The sequence below is a fragment of the Enterobacter sp. BIGb0383 genome, from assembly GCF_003751845.1.
In the GTDB taxonomy this organism is placed as follows: Bacteria; Pseudomonadota; Gammaproteobacteria; order Enterobacterales; family Enterobacteriaceae; genus BIGb0383.
In genome coordinates, this window is sequence record NZ_RJKQ01000002.1 from 207,721 (window position 1) to 223,170 (window position 15,450).

General features: G+C 58.6%; 13 protein-coding genes. 9 read left to right on the top strand and 4 right to left on the bottom strand.

Going from position 1 to position 15,450, the window contains the following annotated elements:
* Positions 1–28 precede the first annotated feature (28 nt).
* Both EDF81_RS09350 and ybiJ read left to right on the top strand, forming a co-directional pair.
* On the top strand, positions 29–295 hold the full coding sequence (locus tag EDF81_RS09350; RefSeq protein WP_123349018.1) for a DksA/TraR family C4-type zinc finger protein: 267 nt from the start codon (positions 29–31) through the stop codon (positions 293–295).
* A gap of 285 nt (positions 296–580) precedes the next feature.
* Complete coding sequence (gene ybiJ, locus EDF81_RS09355; protein ID WP_123347882.1) at positions 581–841, top strand: DUF1471 family protein YbiJ; 261 nt, start codon at positions 581–583, stop codon at positions 839–841.
* A 113-nt stretch (positions 842–954) separates the two neighbouring features.
* Here the strand turns inward: ybiJ and ybiB are convergent, their stop codons facing one another.
* Complete coding sequence (gene ybiB / locus EDF81_RS09360; RefSeq protein ID WP_123347883.1) at positions 955–1,926, bottom strand: DNA-binding protein YbiB; 972 nt, start codon at positions 1,924–1,926, stop codon at positions 955–957.
* A 27-nt stretch (positions 1,927–1,953) separates the two neighbouring features.
* Positions 1,954–4,095, bottom strand: coding sequence for an ATP-dependent DNA helicase DinG (gene dinG, locus EDF81_RS09365; RefSeq protein ID WP_123347884.1), 2,142 nt, complete (start codon positions 4,093–4,095; stop codon positions 1,954–1,956).
* Positions 4,096–4,489: 394 nt separating this feature from the next.
* Here dinG and EDF81_RS09370 point away from each other — a divergent pair, with 394 nt between their 5' ends.
* Positions 4,490–6,325: a beta-glucoside-specific PTS transporter subunit IIABC gene (locus EDF81_RS09370; RefSeq protein WP_123347885.1), complete on the top strand. Its 1,836-nt coding sequence runs from the start codon at positions 4,490–4,492 to the stop codon at positions 6,323–6,325.
* Between the two features lie 26 nt (positions 6,326–6,351).
* Complete coding sequence (locus EDF81_RS09375; protein ID WP_123347886.1) at positions 6,352–7,743, top strand: glycoside hydrolase family 1 protein; 1,392 nt, start codon at positions 6,352–6,354, stop codon at positions 7,741–7,743.
* 46 nt (positions 7,744–7,789) lie between these two features.
* Here the strand turns inward: EDF81_RS09375 and rhlE are convergent, their stop codons facing one another.
* Positions 7,790–9,160, bottom strand: a complete 1,371-nt coding sequence (gene rhlE / locus EDF81_RS09380) for an ATP-dependent RNA helicase RhlE (protein ID WP_123347887.1) — start codon at positions 9,158–9,160, stop codon at positions 7,790–7,792.
* A 226-nt stretch (positions 9,161–9,386) separates the two neighbouring features.
* Between rhlE and cecR the strand changes: the two genes are divergently transcribed.
* From cecR to EDF81_RS09405, 5 genes are read left to right on the top strand one after another with little or no spacing between them, the layout of a single operon-like run.
* Positions 9,387–10,058 (top strand): transcriptional regulator CecR, encoded by a 672-nt coding sequence (gene cecR / locus EDF81_RS09385; RefSeq protein ID WP_123347888.1) that lies wholly within the window; start codon positions 9,387–9,389, stop codon positions 10,056–10,058.
* On the top strand, positions 10,055–11,047 hold the full coding sequence (gene hlyD, locus EDF81_RS09390) for a secretion protein HlyD (protein ID WP_123347889.1): 993 nt from the start codon (positions 10,055–10,057) through the stop codon (positions 11,045–11,047). The genes cecR and hlyD overlap by 4 nt, the downstream gene beginning before the upstream one ends.
* A complete protein-coding gene (locus EDF81_RS09395) occupies positions 11,040–12,779 on the top strand; it encodes an ATP-binding cassette domain-containing protein (protein WP_123347890.1) in 1,740 nt (579 codons plus the stop codon). The genes hlyD and EDF81_RS09395 overlap by 8 nt, the downstream gene beginning before the upstream one ends.
* A complete protein-coding gene (locus EDF81_RS09400; protein ID WP_123347891.1) occupies positions 12,769–13,902 on the top strand; it encodes an ABC transporter permease in 1,134 nt (377 codons plus the stop codon). Before EDF81_RS09395 ends, EDF81_RS09400 begins: the two co-directional genes overlap by 11 nt.
* Before the next feature lie 8 nt (positions 13,903–13,910).
* Positions 13,911–15,017 carry an ABC transporter permease gene (locus tag EDF81_RS09405; protein WP_123349019.1) on the top strand — a complete coding sequence of 369 codons (1,107 nt, stop codon included), beginning with the start codon at positions 13,911–13,913 and terminating at the stop codon, positions 15,015–15,017.
* Positions 15,018–15,028: 11 nt separating this feature from the next.
* Here EDF81_RS09405 and EDF81_RS09410 read toward each other — a convergent pair whose 3' ends face one another.
* Complete coding sequence (locus EDF81_RS09410) at positions 15,029–15,430, bottom strand: YbhQ family protein (RefSeq protein WP_123347892.1); 402 nt, start codon at positions 15,428–15,430, stop codon at positions 15,029–15,031.
* Between the last annotated feature and the right edge of the window lie 20 nt (positions 15,431–15,450).

Sequence of the window (15,450 nt, forward strand, 5' to 3'; positions counted from 1 at the left end):
GAGACGTTTTTATGCGCGGAGGTGAATGATGGCTTCAGGCTGGGCAAACGACGGTGCGGTTCAGGATCAGATCGACAGTACGCTTGAAGATGCGGTCGCCAGAGTCCGAAATGAACTGCCTAAAGGCGAAAGCCTCGAATTTTGTGAAGAATGTGAAGCCCCCATTCCGCAGGCCCGACGCAAGGCGATTCCAGGCGTACGTTTGTGCGTAAACTGCCAACAGGATAAAGATTTACACAAGTCTACATTTGCAGGATATAATCGCAGAGGTTCCAAGGATAGCCAGCTACGTTGACGTTTCCTTACCGTAAAATACAGCGCAAGCGCTTGCCTTTACGTACATAAAAAACGGCGAAAGAAGTCGCAAAATGTGCCCTCTCTCTCGCCGCTAATCCGCGTCAGTCATTCTTAAGCCAAACGACAAAAATAATTTATTAATAATCAATACATTATTAATCATTCAATTTTTTCGAATAAGGCTGTCAATTCTCTTCGATTTTATCTCTCGTCAAAAACCGTGATACTTATCACATCGACGGAACATCGTCCCTTTAACAGAACAACCTGCGAGAGATTAACTATGAAAACCATCAAATATGCTGTTGCCGCTATCGCCCTGTCTACCCTGTCCTTCGGTGCCTTCGCTGCACAGTCTGTGACGCCGGCTCAGGCTCAGAGCATGCACAAAATCGGTGTTGTATCAGTACAGGGTGCAAACACGCTGGACGGTCTGGAAGCGAAACTGGCTGAGAAAGCCGAGGCTGCCGGTGCAAAAGGCTATAGCATCACTTCTGCCAATACCAACGACAGAATGAGCGGTACTGCGGTTATTTATAACTGATTGAATCCTGTCTTACCCGCCAGCTAACCCACTGGCGGTGCTCCAAACCCTCATTGACCTTTTTGATACCCTTGCATTTGGCCCGTTCATCGCTGAACGGGCTTTTTTTATGCTTAATCCCAGCTCCGGGCGATACGCGCCAGCCCGTCCTGCAGCGTGACCACCTCGCCGGTCGCCACCAGACAACAGGCCATTTGCAGCTTCAGCGAATGCGGGATCGGTTCGCTACCGGTCAGGCAGCGCTCAATCCAGCGTGCGGTCGTTTCCGCATCTTTCGCCCCAGGCAGCGAGATAGCGTCTTCCAACGCCTCGGTTTGCCGCTCAACCATTACCGTCACGCCCTGCTCATCGATCAGATTGATCTGCGGGCAGCGCTGCGGGTTAGCATAGACTTCTCCTTCGGTACCGTGCATCAGCAGCGCCCGGCCCTCAATGCCGGCGAAGAATTGCCCGACCCGATGAACGTACTCCGGGTGAGAGACGCTGCTCAGACGCAGAGCTTCATTTTCCGCAAACGGGGTCGCCAGCTTGGCCAGAGTATGGGCGCTGTTACGCACGCCCATCCGCCAGCGCAGAGCCAGCTGGGTTTCCAGCGGCGGGCAGAGCACGCCTACCGGAATATAGACCGGTCGGTTGCCGTCGAGCTGCGCCTGAGCCTGACCGACATGCAGCGTAGGCTCAATCCCCAGCAGGGTAAAAATGGTTTCGCTTAAGACACGGGTGGGATCTTCGCTGATACCGTGCACCACCACCGGATAACCCAGTTTGCTCAGCAACAGCGCCAGCAGCGGCGTCAGGTTCGCCTGGCGGCGCGCGCCGTTATAGGTCGGGATCACAATCGGCATCGGCTTTGCGACCGGCGGCGTCAGACGCATCATATGCTGTTGCATGGCCTGGTAGAACGCGGGCATCTCCGCCTCGCCTTCGCCTTTAATGCGCAGGGCAATCAGAATCGCCCCCAGCTCAACGTCCGGCACCTCGCCATCGAGGATCATCCCGTACAGCGCACGGGCGGTATCAGCATCCAGATCGCGGGCGTGATTTTTGCCGCGGCCAATCTCTTTAATAATGGTGCGGTAATCCATGACAACTCCTTACATCATGCGCAGGCGTTAGCGACGGCGCCGTTTAGATTTAGGTTTGCTGTTAATCATAACCTCAGGCACCTCAGGTTGCGCTATCGGAAATACCGGCAGCGCATCCAGTAAACGCTTCCCGTAATTTTTGGTCAACAGTCGCCGGTCGTAGATCACCACCTCTCCCCGACAGCCGTGGCTACGGATGAGCCTGCCGACCTGCTGAATCAGGTTAAAAGAGGCGCTGGGCAGGCTCTGGACCTCAAACGGATAGCGGTTAAGACTTTTCAGCCACTCGCCCTCGGTGATCACCACCGGACTGTCGATAGGCGGAAACGCGATTTTGTGGATATGCACCTGGCTGAGCAGATCGCCTTTGAGATCCAGTCCTTCGGCAAAGGATTGCAGCCCGACCAGCACGCTGCGCTCGCCGCCCTCTACCCGCTTACGATGTAGTTCCACCAGCCGATAACGGGGCTGATCCCCCTGGACCAGCAGCAACAGACGCAGGTCGGTGACAAAGGTCAGAAACAGCTGCATCGCCCGCTGGCTGGCAAAGAGGACCAGCATTCCTTTATGTTCTTTACTTTCGAGCTGCTGACGGAAGAAAGCGGCCATTTCGGCGATATGCTTCTCTTCGTGCTCCATCTTTGGCTCATGCTGCATCTTCGGGATCACCAGACGCCCTTGCTCAACATGGTTGAACGGGGAGCCCAGCGCCACAAAACGGTCTCCGGCCTTCTCGCGCAGGCCGCTCATCTCCTGCAGACGGGAGAAGCTGTTCAGGGAGCGCAGGGTTGCCGAAGTCACCACAATATGCGGGACGCTACGCCAGAGCAGCTTTTCCAACTGGTCGCTGACGCGGATCCCCACGCAGTGGAACCAGAGGTGAGTCTGGCCTTCGCGCACGTCGCGGGTCGCCCATTTCGAGACCGGCGCGCCCGACGCCTGGGCCATCGCCGCCAGACGCCAGAGCTTGCTCTGGGCTTCGAACATGCCGAGGGCGCGGTTCATCTGCAGCAGGATCCGGTGCAGACGCACGATGTCGTGACTGCCGGTTTTTTCGCTGAGATCGCCAATAAAGAGATCCGCCAGGCCGCGCAGCATATCGGTCAGCTTTGCCAGCCGCTGGCAGATAGCCATCACCTCATCCGGTAGCTCGCCCATGGCGAAACGGTACTCCGCCTGCGGGTCCGAGGGCATCAGCAGGTCGAGGATACGATTCAGGGAGGCGATAAGCTCATACAGCTCTTCGCAGTGGGCGTTGAGCCGCTCAGGCAGAGCCAGCGGCGGCGTGGTTTTCGGCCGGAACTGCTCAAGGCAGGTCGCCACCAGTTTGGTAAAGAGATCGAGCTGCAGGCGATACCAGGGCGCGGTGATCTCCGCGCTCATCTCCAGGGCATCACGCGCCACGTCGGGCAGATGGTGTCCTTCGTCGAGGACCAGCAGCAGGTTTTTTGCCTCCGGCAGCACGGCATCGCTCTCCATTGCCGCCATCACCAGGGCGTGGTTTGCCACCACCACTTCCGCTTCCTGAATTTCACGCCGGGCGACAAAGAACGGGCACTCGCGATACCACATGCAGTTGCGGTTGAGGCAGCTGGCTTTATCGGTACTTAACCGACGCCAGAGGTCGTCGCTGATGGCTTTATCCGTATGGTCACGCAGGCCGTCCCACTTATAGCCGTCGAGATCCGCCTTCAGGCTGGCGCAGCGCTGCTGCTCCTCTTTGTTATTCGCCGTTAGTTCATCGTCAAGAAACGCCAGCAGATCCTGCTGAGCCGGTTCGGTACTGGCGAGCGCGTTAAGATTGCGCGGACACACATAGCGGCCACGGCCAAAGGCGGCGGTAAAACGCAGCTCGGGAATGATTTTGCGCAGCAGGGGGAGATCTTTGGTGAAGATTTGATCCTGCAGGGCGACGTTGGCGGTGCTGACCACCAGCGTTTTTTGCTCCTCGCGGGCGATAGCAATACCGGGGATCAGATACGACAGGGTTTTCCCCACGCCGGTCGGGGCTTCGATAGCCAGATGCCGCCCCTCTTCACCGGCCAGGGTTTTCGCCACGTCGGCGATCATCTGCCGCTGCGGTGCACGGGGGATAAAATCGGGGATCTGTTCCTGAAGCGCCTTATACCAGGCGGCGATTTGCGCCTTCAGCGCCGCGTTAAGAGCCATGGAGACAACCTGAATACTGTATAAACAGCCACTATTGTGACACTTTTCAGCGGGTCGGGATATGCCTTTTTGTCAGCGGCACGTGGAGCGGTTTCGCAAAGTCGATCACAACTTAAGCATGCGCGCCGACCGACGCGTTGATCATTGCCTGACCCGGTGCTAGTTTTGAATCGCATCTCGCTTGTTACCGCATCGTCGGGCAAAACCTGAATGCAGACTCAGAGGCTATTTTTAGCCCGTTTCTGTATTTATGTTTTGCCCGATTTTGTTTTGTACAACAGCACTCTTCCGTTCAGGCTTGTTACTGTTCAATCAGGCAAACCCCAGAGGAAACAAGGCGCCGACCCGGTCGGTGATTGTGGATGAAGCCCGGCTTCAGTCTGGAGGAACGACGATGGATTATCAGAATACCGCACGGCAAATTATTGACCGGATAGGCCAGGACAATATCCTGTCCCTGTTTCACTGCATTACCCGCCTGCGCTTTTTGCTGAAGGATAACGACAAGGTTGACCGGGCCGGGCTGGAAGCGCTCGACGGGGTGATTGGCGTCAATATCTCCGGCGATCAGTATCAGCTGATTATCGGCAATGAGGTCGTGCCCCTGTGCCAGGCTCTGCTGGCGCAGTTGCCGGGTCTGGAAAATCAGACCGCCGCCCAGCCGAAAAAGCGCCGCAACCCGATTTCGGTGGTGCTGGAAGGTCTGTCGAGCATCTTCTCGCCGATTATTCCGGCCATCGCCGGAGCCGGTATTCTGAAAGGGCTGCTGGCGCTGGCCGTTGCGATGGGCTGGCTCGGGACCGACAACCAGACTTACCAGATCCTGCTCGCGATAAGCGACGGTATTTTCTACTTTATGCCGCTGGCGCTGGCCGTCAGCGCGGGGCATAAGTTCGGCGCAAACCCTTACGTCGCGGTGGCGCTGGCGGCAGTGCTCTTCCATCCGGCGCTGCAAACCCTGTTTAAATCAGGCAATCCCGTCCACTTTTTAAGCCTGCCGGTGCCGACGGTGTCCTACGCCTCAACGGTGATCCCGATTCTGCTGGCGGTCTGGCTGCTGAGCCGCGTCGAGCGGATGATTGACAGAATCATGCCCGGCGCACTGAAAACCATGTTTGTTCCGCTGCTGAGTCTGCTGATCGTCGCCCCCGTAACGCTTATCGCCATCGGTCCGCTGGGTATTTTTGCCGGTAACGCACTCTCCGGCGGCATTATCTGGCTGGTCGAGAATATGGGCCTGGTGGCGGGCATCGTGGTGGGCGGTACGCTGTCGCTGATTATTATTACCGGGATGCACTATGTGCTGGTGCCCATCATGATCAACAACATCAGCACGATGGGCTTCGATCCGTTCAAAATCCTCTTCTATATCGCCAACCTCGGCCAGGCGGGTGCCGCCTTCGGCGTGTTCCTGCGCGCTCGCAACAAAAAGCTGAAATCCCTGGCGCTGACCACCAGCTTTAGCGCCGCTATGGGGATCACCGAACCGGCGATGTACGGCGTCAATATTCGCTATAAACGCCCCTTTGCCGCCGCGCTGATCGGCGGGGCCTGCGGCGGCGGCTTCGCCATGGCGATGGGGGTTAAAACCTACGCCTTTGCCCTTAGCGGTCTGCCGGGGATCCCGGCGCTGGTCGGCCCGACCTTCCTGTGGGCGCTGGTGGGTATTGCCATCTCCTTTATCGGCGCCGCCGTTGTTACCGTTCTGCTGGGCTTCGATGAATCCACCGCGCCTGTCGCCGCAGCGCCGCCCGCGCCCAAAGGTGCAGAGCAGCTTTTCGCACCGGTCAGCGGTGAGCTAAAAGCGCTGCAGCATCTTAGCGACCCGATATTTGCTGACGAAGTCTTTGGCAAAGGCCTGGCGATTGTCCCCAGCGAGGGTGAGCTGCGCTCTCCGGTCAACGGTACGGTAGAGTCACTGTTTGAAACGCAGCACGCCCTGGCCCTGAAAAGCGATACCGGCGCGGAGATCCTGATCCATATCGGTATCGATACGGTCAGACTCGGCGGGCAGCACTTTACCAGCTATGTCACGGCAGGTCAGAACGTGGAGGTGGGCGATCTGCTGGTGAGCTTCGACCTGGCCGCCCTGCAGGCCGAAGGGTACGACCCGAGCGTAATTGTGGTGGTGACCAACAGCGATGAGTATGCCGCGGTCAGCCCGGCCAGAGCCGACGGCAGGATTGAGAGCCGCGACGCTTTTCTGACGCTGAACGCAGCGACAGCCTGAAAATGTTAACCGACGAAGGAGTGACTATGTCTGTTTTTCCGCAACACTTTTTATGGGGCGGCGCCATTGCCGCCAACCAGGCCGAAGGCGCGTGGAACGAAGACGGCAAGGGGCCGTCAATTGCCGACGTGGTGCGCGGCGGGATCGCCTCCGGCAAGCATGATGCGGTGATTGACCCTGACCTCTATTACGCCAGCCATGAGGCAGTGGACTTTTATCACCACTATAAAGAAGACGTGGCTCTGTTCGCGGAGATGGGCTTTAAGTGCTTCCGGACCTCGATAGCCTGGTCGCGCATCTTCCCGCGCGGGGATGAAACCACCCCCAACGAAGCGGGGCTGGCCTTTTACGACAATCTGTTCGACGAGCTGCTGAAGTACGGTATCGAGCCGGTGATCACCCTCTCCCACTACGAAACGCCGCTGGCCCTGTATGAAGAGTACGGCGGCTGGAAGAACCGTCAGCTGATCGCCTTCTTTACCCGCTACTGTGAGACCGTTTTTCAGCGCTATCGCGGCAAGGTCAAATACTGGATGACCTTTAACGAACTGAACAATATGAACCGGATGCCGTTTGCGACCGGCGCGGTGGACGCCGACGCCAGCCCGCAGGAGCTGTATCAGGCCAACCACCATCAGTTTGTTGCCAACGCCCTCGCCAATAAGCTATGCCATGAGATTATTCCCGGGGCGCAGATCGGCTGTATGCTCTCGCTCAGCACCGTCTATCCGGCGACCTGCAAACCGGAAGATATCTTCTCGACGATGCAGCTGCGCCGCCGCTCGCTGTTTTACTCCGACGTGATGATGCACGGCCACTACCCGGCCTGGACGCCGCGTCTGTTCCGCGAGCAGGGTATCGAACTGGTGATGGAAAAGGACGATCTACAGCTGATTGCCGATTATCCATCGGACTACCTGGCCTTTAGCTACTACCGCAGCGTGCTGCATCAGGCCGGAGGCGAATTCCGTATCGATACCGGTGGTACCGTCGGGCTGGATAACCCGTATCTGGAGAAAACCGCCTGGGGCTGGCCGATTGACGCCACCGGATTCCGTATTGTCTGCAACGAACTGGCCGACCGCTATCGCAAGCCGCTGTTTATCGTTGAAAACGGCTATGGAGGTGCCGACGAGCCTGAAGCGGACGGTACGATCAATGATACGGCCCGCATCGCCTATGGCCGGGAGCATATCCGCGCAATGGCCGAGGCCATCGAGGATGGGTGCGACATTATGGGGTACACCTGGTGGGGACCGATTGATATCGTCAGCGCCGGGACCGGAGAGATGAAAAAACGCTATGGCTTTATCTACGTCGATAAAAACAACGACGGCAGCGGCACATTAAAACGGAGTAAGAAACGCAGTTTTGACTGGTATAAGCAGGTGATCGCCAGCAACGGGGAGACGCTGTAAGGCAGAAGCAAAACAGGGTTGAGGCCGCGGCCTCAACCCTGTTGTCTTACTGTGCCGCAGCAGGCTTACGCGGACGGCGACGTGCGTTGCCGTTCGCCGGTTTGCCGTCGGCGCTGCGCGGAGCAGAATTGCGCGGGGCACCGCTACGACCGCCGCCGTTTTCGGCGCGCGGAGAGCGCTGACGCTGGCCCTGACTCTGGCCGCCGCCTGCACCCTGACCGCGTCCACCGCCGCCGCGCTGCTGGCGACCGTTCTGGATAGGTTCCGCTTTGATGGACGGATCCGGCTCATAGCCCTCAATGGCGATACGCGGGATCTCTTTTTTCAGCAGACGTTCGATATCACGCAGCAGCTTATGCTCGTCCACGCAGACCAGCGACAGGGCTTCACCCGTCGCCGCCGCACGGCCGGTACGGCCAATACGGTGAACATAATCTTCCGCCACGTTCGGCAGCTCATAGTTAACCACGTGCGGCAGCTCTTCAATATCCAGGCCACGGGCCGCGATATCCGTCGCCACCAGCACGCGCAGATCGCCGGATTTAAAGTCGGCCAGCGCACGAGTACGCGCCCCCTGGCTCTTGTTACCGTGGATAGCTGCACTGCCGATACCGTCTTTATTCAGCTGCTCTGCCAGATGGTTAGCGCCGTGTTTGGTACGGGTAAAGACCAGCACCTGCTGCCAGTTACCCTGGCCGATCAGGTGGGAAAGCAGTTCGCGCTTACGCTTTTTATCAACCAGATGCACATGCTGAGTGACCTGCTCGGAAGCGGTGTTGCGGCGAGCCACTTCCACTTCCAGCGGGTTGTTCAGCATTTTTTCTGCCAGCCCTTTGATGTCATCGGAGAAGGTCGCGGAGAACATCAGGTTCTGACGACGCGCCGGGAGTTTTGCCAGCACGCGGCGGATATCGTGGATAAAGCCCATATCCAGCATGCGGTCGGCTTCGTCCAGCACCAGGATCTCGACTTTATCGAGCTTAACGGCGTTCTGGTGTTCCAGATCCAGCAGACGGCCAGGCGTTGCGATCAGCACATCAACACCGCCGCGCAGTTTCATCATCTGCGGGTTAATGCTGACGCCGCCGAAGACCACCAGCGAACGAATATTGAGGTAGCGACTGTATTCACGAACGTTTTCGCCAATCTGCGCGGCCAGCTCGCGGGTCGGGGTCAGGATCAGCGCGCGTACCGGGCGCTGCCCTTTGGCGTGCGGATTATGATCCACCAGACGCTGCAGCAGCGGCAGGGTGAAACCGGCGGTTTTCCCGGTACCGGTCTGGGCGCTGGCCATCAGATCGCGTCCCTGCAGCACCGCAGGGATCGCCTGCTGCTGAATCGGGGTAGGTTGCTGGTAGCCCTGCTCGGCAACGGCACGCAGGATATCGGGGTTCAAGCCCAGGGAATCAAAAGACATAACAACTCCGAACCGCCCCGACCGTTTCCGGTGTAGTTTTCAGGGAGATAATAACAAACAGATGACAAAAACCACGGTGTCGCAAGGGGGCGGAGTGTAGCAGCTTTTGTGATCGGACGCATAAAATATCCTGTGAAGATTAATCTGCAAAATAACCCTCTGGACAGGGTGCCGATCCCGACCTACTTTTAATCAATCGATTGATTGATTTGTGAGCTAACCGACTATGGCAACGAGCACAGAAAAAGGTATCCAGTCCAGAAAACAGCTGATCGCCGCCGGGCTGGAACAGTTTGGCGAATACGGGCTGAACGCCACCACCCGCGACATCGTCGCCCTCGCCGGGGTTAACATCGCCGCCATCAGCTACTATTTTGGCTCAAAAGAGCATTTATATCTCGCCTGCGCCCAGTCCGTTGCTGACTTTATCGGCGAGCACTTCCGTCCCTATGCAAATAAAGCAGAGCTGCTGCTCCGCGCAGCAGAGCTGGATAAAGCGGCGATACGCGAGCTGATCCTCAGCGCCTGTCACAATATGACCCTGCTCCTGACTCAGGATAACACCCTCGGCCTGAGCAAATTTATCTCCCGCGAGCAGCTGTCGCCAACCGCCGCCTGCCAGCTGGTGCATGACCAGGTCATTGTCCCTCTGCACACCTGTCTGACCCGGCTGATCGCCGCCTGCACCGACCGCGACGCCAACGATACCGAAACCATTTTGCATACCCACGCCCTGCTGGGCGAGGTGCTGGCCTTCCGCCTCGGGCGGGAAACCATTCTTCTGCGCACCGGCTGGAACGAGTTTGATGAGCAAAAGGCGGCGCTGATTTTTCAGGTCATCACCTCTCATATCGATTTTATTCTGCAAGGACTCGCCCAAAGGAGCGCCCGGCCATGAAAAAACCTGTCATCCTCATACTGGTTATCGTGCTGCTGGCCGCGCTCGGCGGCGGATGGTTCTGGTATCAGAGCAAACAGGACAACGGCCTCACCCTCTATGGCAACGTCGATATCCGCACCGTCAATCTGAGCTTTCGCGTCGGCGGACGTCTCCAGGCATTAAGCGTCGATGAGGGTGATGCCCTCAGGGCCGGCCAGACGCTGGGCCAGTTAGATCCCGCTCCCTACAAGAACGCGCTTCTGCAGGCGAAGGCGGATGTCTCCACCGCCCGGGCGCAGTATGAGCTGATGACCGCCGGTTATCGCGCAGAAGAGATTGCCCAGGCTGCCGCCGCGGTGACCCAGGCCCAGGCCGCGTATGACTACGCGAAAAAATTCTACCAGCGCCAGCAAGGGCTGTGGAACAGCCGCGCCCTGTCGGCTAACGACCTGGAAAATGCCCGTTCCTCCCGCGATCAGGCCCAGGCCAGCCTGAAATCGGCCCAGGATAAACTGAACCAGTACCAGGCCGGTAACCGCCCGCAGGAAATTACCCAGGCTCAGGCCAGTCTTGAACAGGCCCAGGCCCGGCTGGCGCAGGCGGAGCTGGATTTGCAGGACACCACGCTGGTTTCGCCTTCCGACGGCACCCTGCTGACCCGCGCCGTTGAGCCGGGCAGTATGCTTAACGCGGGCAGTACCGTGATGACGCTGTCCCTGACCCGCCCGGTCTGGGTGCGGGCTTATGTGGATGAACCCAACCTGAATCAGGCCCAGCCGGGCCGCGACGTGCTGCTCTATACGGATGGCCGCCCGAATAAGCCCTATCACGGCAAAATCGGCTTCGTCTCCCCCACCGCAGAATTTACGCCGAAGAACGTTGAAACCCCGGACCTGCGCACCGACCTGGTGTACCGCCTGCGTATTGTCGTGACCGATGCCGACGACACCCTGCGTCAGGGAATGCCGGTGACCCTGAGTTTCCCGACCGGATCGCGCAATGAGTGAGGCGGCCATTCGCCTGCACGGGCTGGTGAAACGTTTTGCCGGAATGGATAAACCTGCGGTGGCGAAACTCGACTGCACCCTGCACGCGGGCTATGTCACCGGCCTGGTCGGCCCTGACGGCGCGGGGAAAACGACCCTGATGCGCATGCTGGCCGGACTGCTAAAGCCGGATGAAGGCAGCGCGGAAGTGGCGGGCTTTGACCCGGTGACCGACGATGCCGCCCTGCATGCGATCCTCGGCTATATGCCGCAGAAATTTGGCCTGTACGAAGATTTAACGGTGATGGAGAACCTGACTCTCTACGCCGACCTGCGCAGCGTTACGGGCGAAGCCCGACGCGCGACCTTTACCCGCCTGCTGGAGTTTACCGCCCTGGGCCCGTTTACCGACCGCCTTGCAGGTAAGCTTTCCGGCGGCATGAAGCAGAAACTGGGGCTGGCCTGTACCCTGGTCGGCGAGCCAAAAGTGCTGCTGCTCGATGAGCCCGGCGTCGGCGTGGACCCTATCTCACGGCGCGAGCTGTGGCAGATGGTGCATGAGCTGGCCGGTGACGGAATGCTAATACTCTGGAGTACCTCTTATCTCGACGAGGCGGAGCAGTGTCATGATGTGCTGCTGATGAACGAAGGCGAAGTCCTGTGGCAAGGCGAGCCCCGAACCCTGACGCAAACCATGGCCGGACGCTGCTTTCTGCTTAACAGCCCTGAACGTAATAACCGCCAGTTGCTCCAGCAAACGCTGAGGCTGGAGCCGGTCAGCGACGGGATGATTCAGGGCAGATCGGTCCGGCTGATCGTGAAAAAAGACGCCGATGCCGACAGTATCCGCCATGCCGACGGGATGCCGGAAATCTATATTGAAGAGACGGCCCCGCGCTTTGAAGACGCCTTTATCGATTTGCTGGGCGGTGCGGGCACGGCGGAATCGCCTCTCGGGGCGATTCTCCACACGGTGGAAGGCACACCCGATGAAACGGTGATTGAAGCCCGGGCGCTGACGAAGAAATTCGGCGACTTTGCCGCCACAGACAACGTGAATTTTGCCGTCAAACGCGGGGAGATCTTCGGCCTGCTCGGCCCCAACGGCGCGGGAAAATCGACCACCTTTAAGATGATGTGCGGCCTGCTGGTCCCCACCGCAGGCCAGGCCCTGGTGCTGGGGATGGATTTAAAGGTCGGCTCCGGTAAAGCCCGCCAGCATCTTGGCTATATGGCGCAGAAATTCTCTCTCTACGGCAATCTGACCGTGGAGCAGAATCTGCGTTTCTTCTCCGGCGTTTACGGCCTGCGCGGCCGGGTGCAGAACGACAAAATCGCCAGCATGAGCGACGCCTTCGGCCTGACCAGCATCGCCCGCCACGCCACGGACGATCTCCCCCTGGGCTTTAAGCAGCGGCTGGCGCTGGCCTGCTCCCTGATGCACGAGCCGGATATCCTGTTTCTCGACGAGCCGACCTCCGGGGTCGATCCCCTCACCCGCCGCGAGTTCTGGCTGCATATCAACAGCATGGTTGAAAAAGGGGTGACGGTGATGGTGACCACTCACTTTATGGATGAGGCGGAATACTGCGACCGTATCGGGCTGGTCTATCGCGGGAAGCTGATCGCCAGCGGTACGCCGGATGCGCTAAAAGCGCAAAGCGCCGATGATGAGACGCCGGACCCGACCATGGAGCAGGCGTTTATCCGCCTGATTCAGGACTGGGATAAGGAGCATCACGATGAGCATTAGAGCGCTGTCGTGGCGTCGGGTCCGCGCCCTCTGTATTAAAGAGACTCGCCAGATTATCCGCGATCCCAGCAGCTGGCTTATCGCGGTGGCCATCCCGCTGATGCTGCTGTTTATCTTTGGCTACGGCATTAACCTCGACTCCAGCAAGCTGCGGGTGGGCATTCTGCTGGAGCAGCGCAGCGAGGAGGCGATGGACTTTACCCATACCATGACCGCCTCGCCGTGGATTGACGCCACCGTCAGCGATAATCGCCAGGCCCTGATCGAGATGATGCAGGCCGGGCGTATTCGCGGGCTGGTCACGATAGCCCCGGACTTTGCCGCCCGAATGAATCGCGAGGGCGATGAGGCGCCGATTCAGGTGATTACCGACGGCAGCGAGCCGAATACCGCTAACTTTGTACAGGGCTATGTGGAGGGGATCTGGCAGACCTGGCAACAGCAGCGGGCGGAAGACCGGGGCGAGACCTTCGAACCGTTGATCGACGTCCAGATGCGCTACTGGTTTAACCCGGCGGCGGTCAGCCAGTATTTTATTATTCCCGGCGCAGTGACCATTATTATGACGGTGATCGGAGCGATCCTGACCTCGCTGGTGGTGGCGCGGGAATGGGAGCGCGGTACCATGGAGGCGCTGCTCTCCACGGAGGTGACCCGTGCCGAACTGCTGCTGTGCAAGCTGATTCCCTACTACTTCCTCGGCATGCTGGCGATGCTGCTCTGTATGCTGGTCTCCGTGTTTATTCTCGGCGTACCCTACCGGGGTTCGCTCCTGCTGCTGTTTCTTATCACCAGCCTGTTTTTGCTTAGCACCCTGGGGATGGGACTGCTGATCTCCACCGTCACCCGCAACCAGTTTAACGCCGCTCAGGTGGCGCTGAACGCGGCCTTCCTGCCGTCGATTATGCTGTCGGGCTTTATCTTTCAGATAGACAGTATGCCCGCGGTGATCCGGGCGGTGACCTATATTATTCCGGCGCGCTACTTTGTCAGCACCCTGCAAAGCCTGTTTCTGGCGGGCAATATCGCCCCGGTCCTGCTGGTTAACGTGCTGTTTCTGATTGCCTCGGCGGTGATGTTTATCGGCCTGACGTGGCTGAAAACCAAACGGCGACTGGATTAGGAGAGGCTATTTTTTACCGACTCTGGACACTGATCCGCAAAGAACTCCAGTCCCTGCTGCGCGAGCCGCAGACCCGGGCGATTCTGATATTACCGGTGCTGATTCAGGTGCTGCTGTTCCCGTTCGCCGCCACCCTGGAGGTGACCAACGCCACCATCGCTATCTATAACGAAGACAGCGGCCGCCACTCTGTCGAGCTGAGCCAGCGCTTTGCCCGCGCCAACGCCTTTACCCATATCGTCTGGCTGCACAGTCCGCAGGAGGTTCAGCCGACTCTTGATACCCAGAAGGCGCTGCTGCTGGTGCGTTTCCCGGCGGACTTTTCCCGCAAGCTTGAAACCTTCCAGACCGCCCCGCTCCAGCTTCTGCTTGACGGGCGCAACTCCAACAGCGCCCAGATTGCCGCCCGCTATCTCCAGCAAATCGTCAATGATTACCAGCAGGAGCTGCTGACCGGCAAGGCGAAGCCCAATAACAGCGAGCTGGTGGTGCGTAACTGGTATAACCCCAATCTGGATTACAAATGGTTTGTGGTGCCGTCACTGATCGCCATGATCACCACTATCGGCGTGCTGATTGTCACCTCCCTGTCGGTGGCGCGGGAGCGGGAACAGGGCACCCTCGATCAGCTGCTGGTCTCGCCCCTTTCCACCTGGCAAATTTTTGTCGGTAAAGCAGTTCCAGCGCTGATTGTCGCCACCTTCCAGGCCTCAATCGTGCTGGCCGTCGGCATCTGGGCCTATGAGATCCCCTTCGCCGGTTCGCTGGCGCTGTTCTACTTCACCATGCTGATTTACGGCCTGTCGCTGGTGGGCTTTGGGCTGCTGATTTCCGCGCTGTGCTCAACCCAGCAGCAGGCGTTTATTGGCGTGTTTGTCTTTATGATGCCGGCGATTTTGCTCTCCGGGTATGTATCGCCGGTCGAGAATATGCCTGTCTGGCTGCAGAATCTGACGTGGGTAAATCCGATTCGTCACTTTACCGATATTACCAAGCAGATCTATCTCAAGGATGCCAGTCTGGGGATTGTCTGGGGGAGTTTATGGCCGCTGTTGCTGATTGCGATAACAACCGGGTCAGCGGCCTACGCCATGTTTCGACGTAAGATCGCCTGACCCGTTGTGCATTAGTGAGACTTATATGACTTAGAAGCGCGGCGGCGTTCTTTCACCAGCAGGGAGAACACCGCCGGACCCGCCAGGATAGCCAGACCCGCCAGGGCCAGCAGGAAATTATTCTGCAGTACGCGGGACAGCAGCCACAGCACGATCATGGCCGCACCGAAGTACCAGGTGGTGGTCAGCTCTTCGAGTACGTCTGCGACCTCCTGCCAGCGCGGATCGTGGTGACGCTGCAGCGCCAGCATCAGCAAAACGGTGACGCCGTACACCACGCATAATCCCAGGCCGACATGCACCAGCACCCCGTGCATCCAGCCCATCACCAGTCCGGCCACTATCAGCATATGCAACACAATCTGCCAGCAACTTAGACCCGTTGCGACACGAACACGTTGTTGCCACCTCATGGCTTTCTCTCCTGAAGAAG

What these genes read in the sequence shown, in the direction of transcription:
- EDF81_RS09350 (WP_123349018.1), top strand. Translation starts at nt 29, where the DNA reads ATGGCTTCAGGCTGGGCAAACGACGGTGCGGTTCAGGATCAGATCGAC.
- ybiJ (WP_123347882.1), top strand. Translation starts at nt 581, where the DNA reads ATGAAAACCATCAAATATGCTGTTGCCGCTATCGCCCTGTCTACCCTG.
- ybiB (WP_123347883.1), bottom strand. Translation starts at nt 1,926, where the DNA reads ATGGATTACCGCACCATTATTAAAGAGATTGGCCGCGGCAAAAATCAC.
- dinG (WP_123347884.1), bottom strand. Translation starts at nt 4,095, where the DNA reads ATGGCTCTTAACGCGGCGCTGAAGGCGCAAATCGCCGCCTGGTATAAG.
- EDF81_RS09370 (WP_123347885.1), top strand. Translation starts at nt 4,490, where the DNA reads ATGGATTATCAGAATACCGCACGGCAAATTATTGACCGGATAGGCCAG.
- EDF81_RS09375 (WP_123347886.1), top strand. Translation starts at nt 6,352, where the DNA reads ATGTCTGTTTTTCCGCAACACTTTTTATGGGGCGGCGCCATTGCCGCC.
- rhlE (WP_123347887.1), bottom strand. Translation starts at nt 9,160, where the DNA reads ATGTCTTTTGATTCCCTGGGCTTGAACCCCGATATCCTGCGTGCCGTT.
- cecR (WP_123347888.1), top strand. Translation starts at nt 9,387, where the DNA reads ATGGCAACGAGCACAGAAAAAGGTATCCAGTCCAGAAAACAGCTGATC.
- hlyD (WP_123347889.1), top strand. Translation starts at nt 10,055, where the DNA reads ATGAAAAAACCTGTCATCCTCATACTGGTTATCGTGCTGCTGGCCGCG.
- EDF81_RS09395 (WP_123347890.1), top strand. Translation starts at nt 11,040, where the DNA reads ATGAGTGAGGCGGCCATTCGCCTGCACGGGCTGGTGAAACGTTTTGCC.
- EDF81_RS09400 (WP_123347891.1), top strand. Translation starts at nt 12,769, where the DNA reads ATGAGCATTAGAGCGCTGTCGTGGCGTCGGGTCCGCGCCCTCTGTATT.
- EDF81_RS09410 (WP_123347892.1), bottom strand. Translation starts at nt 15,430, where the DNA reads ATGAGGTGGCAACAACGTGTTCGTGTCGCAACGGGTCTAAGTTGCTGG.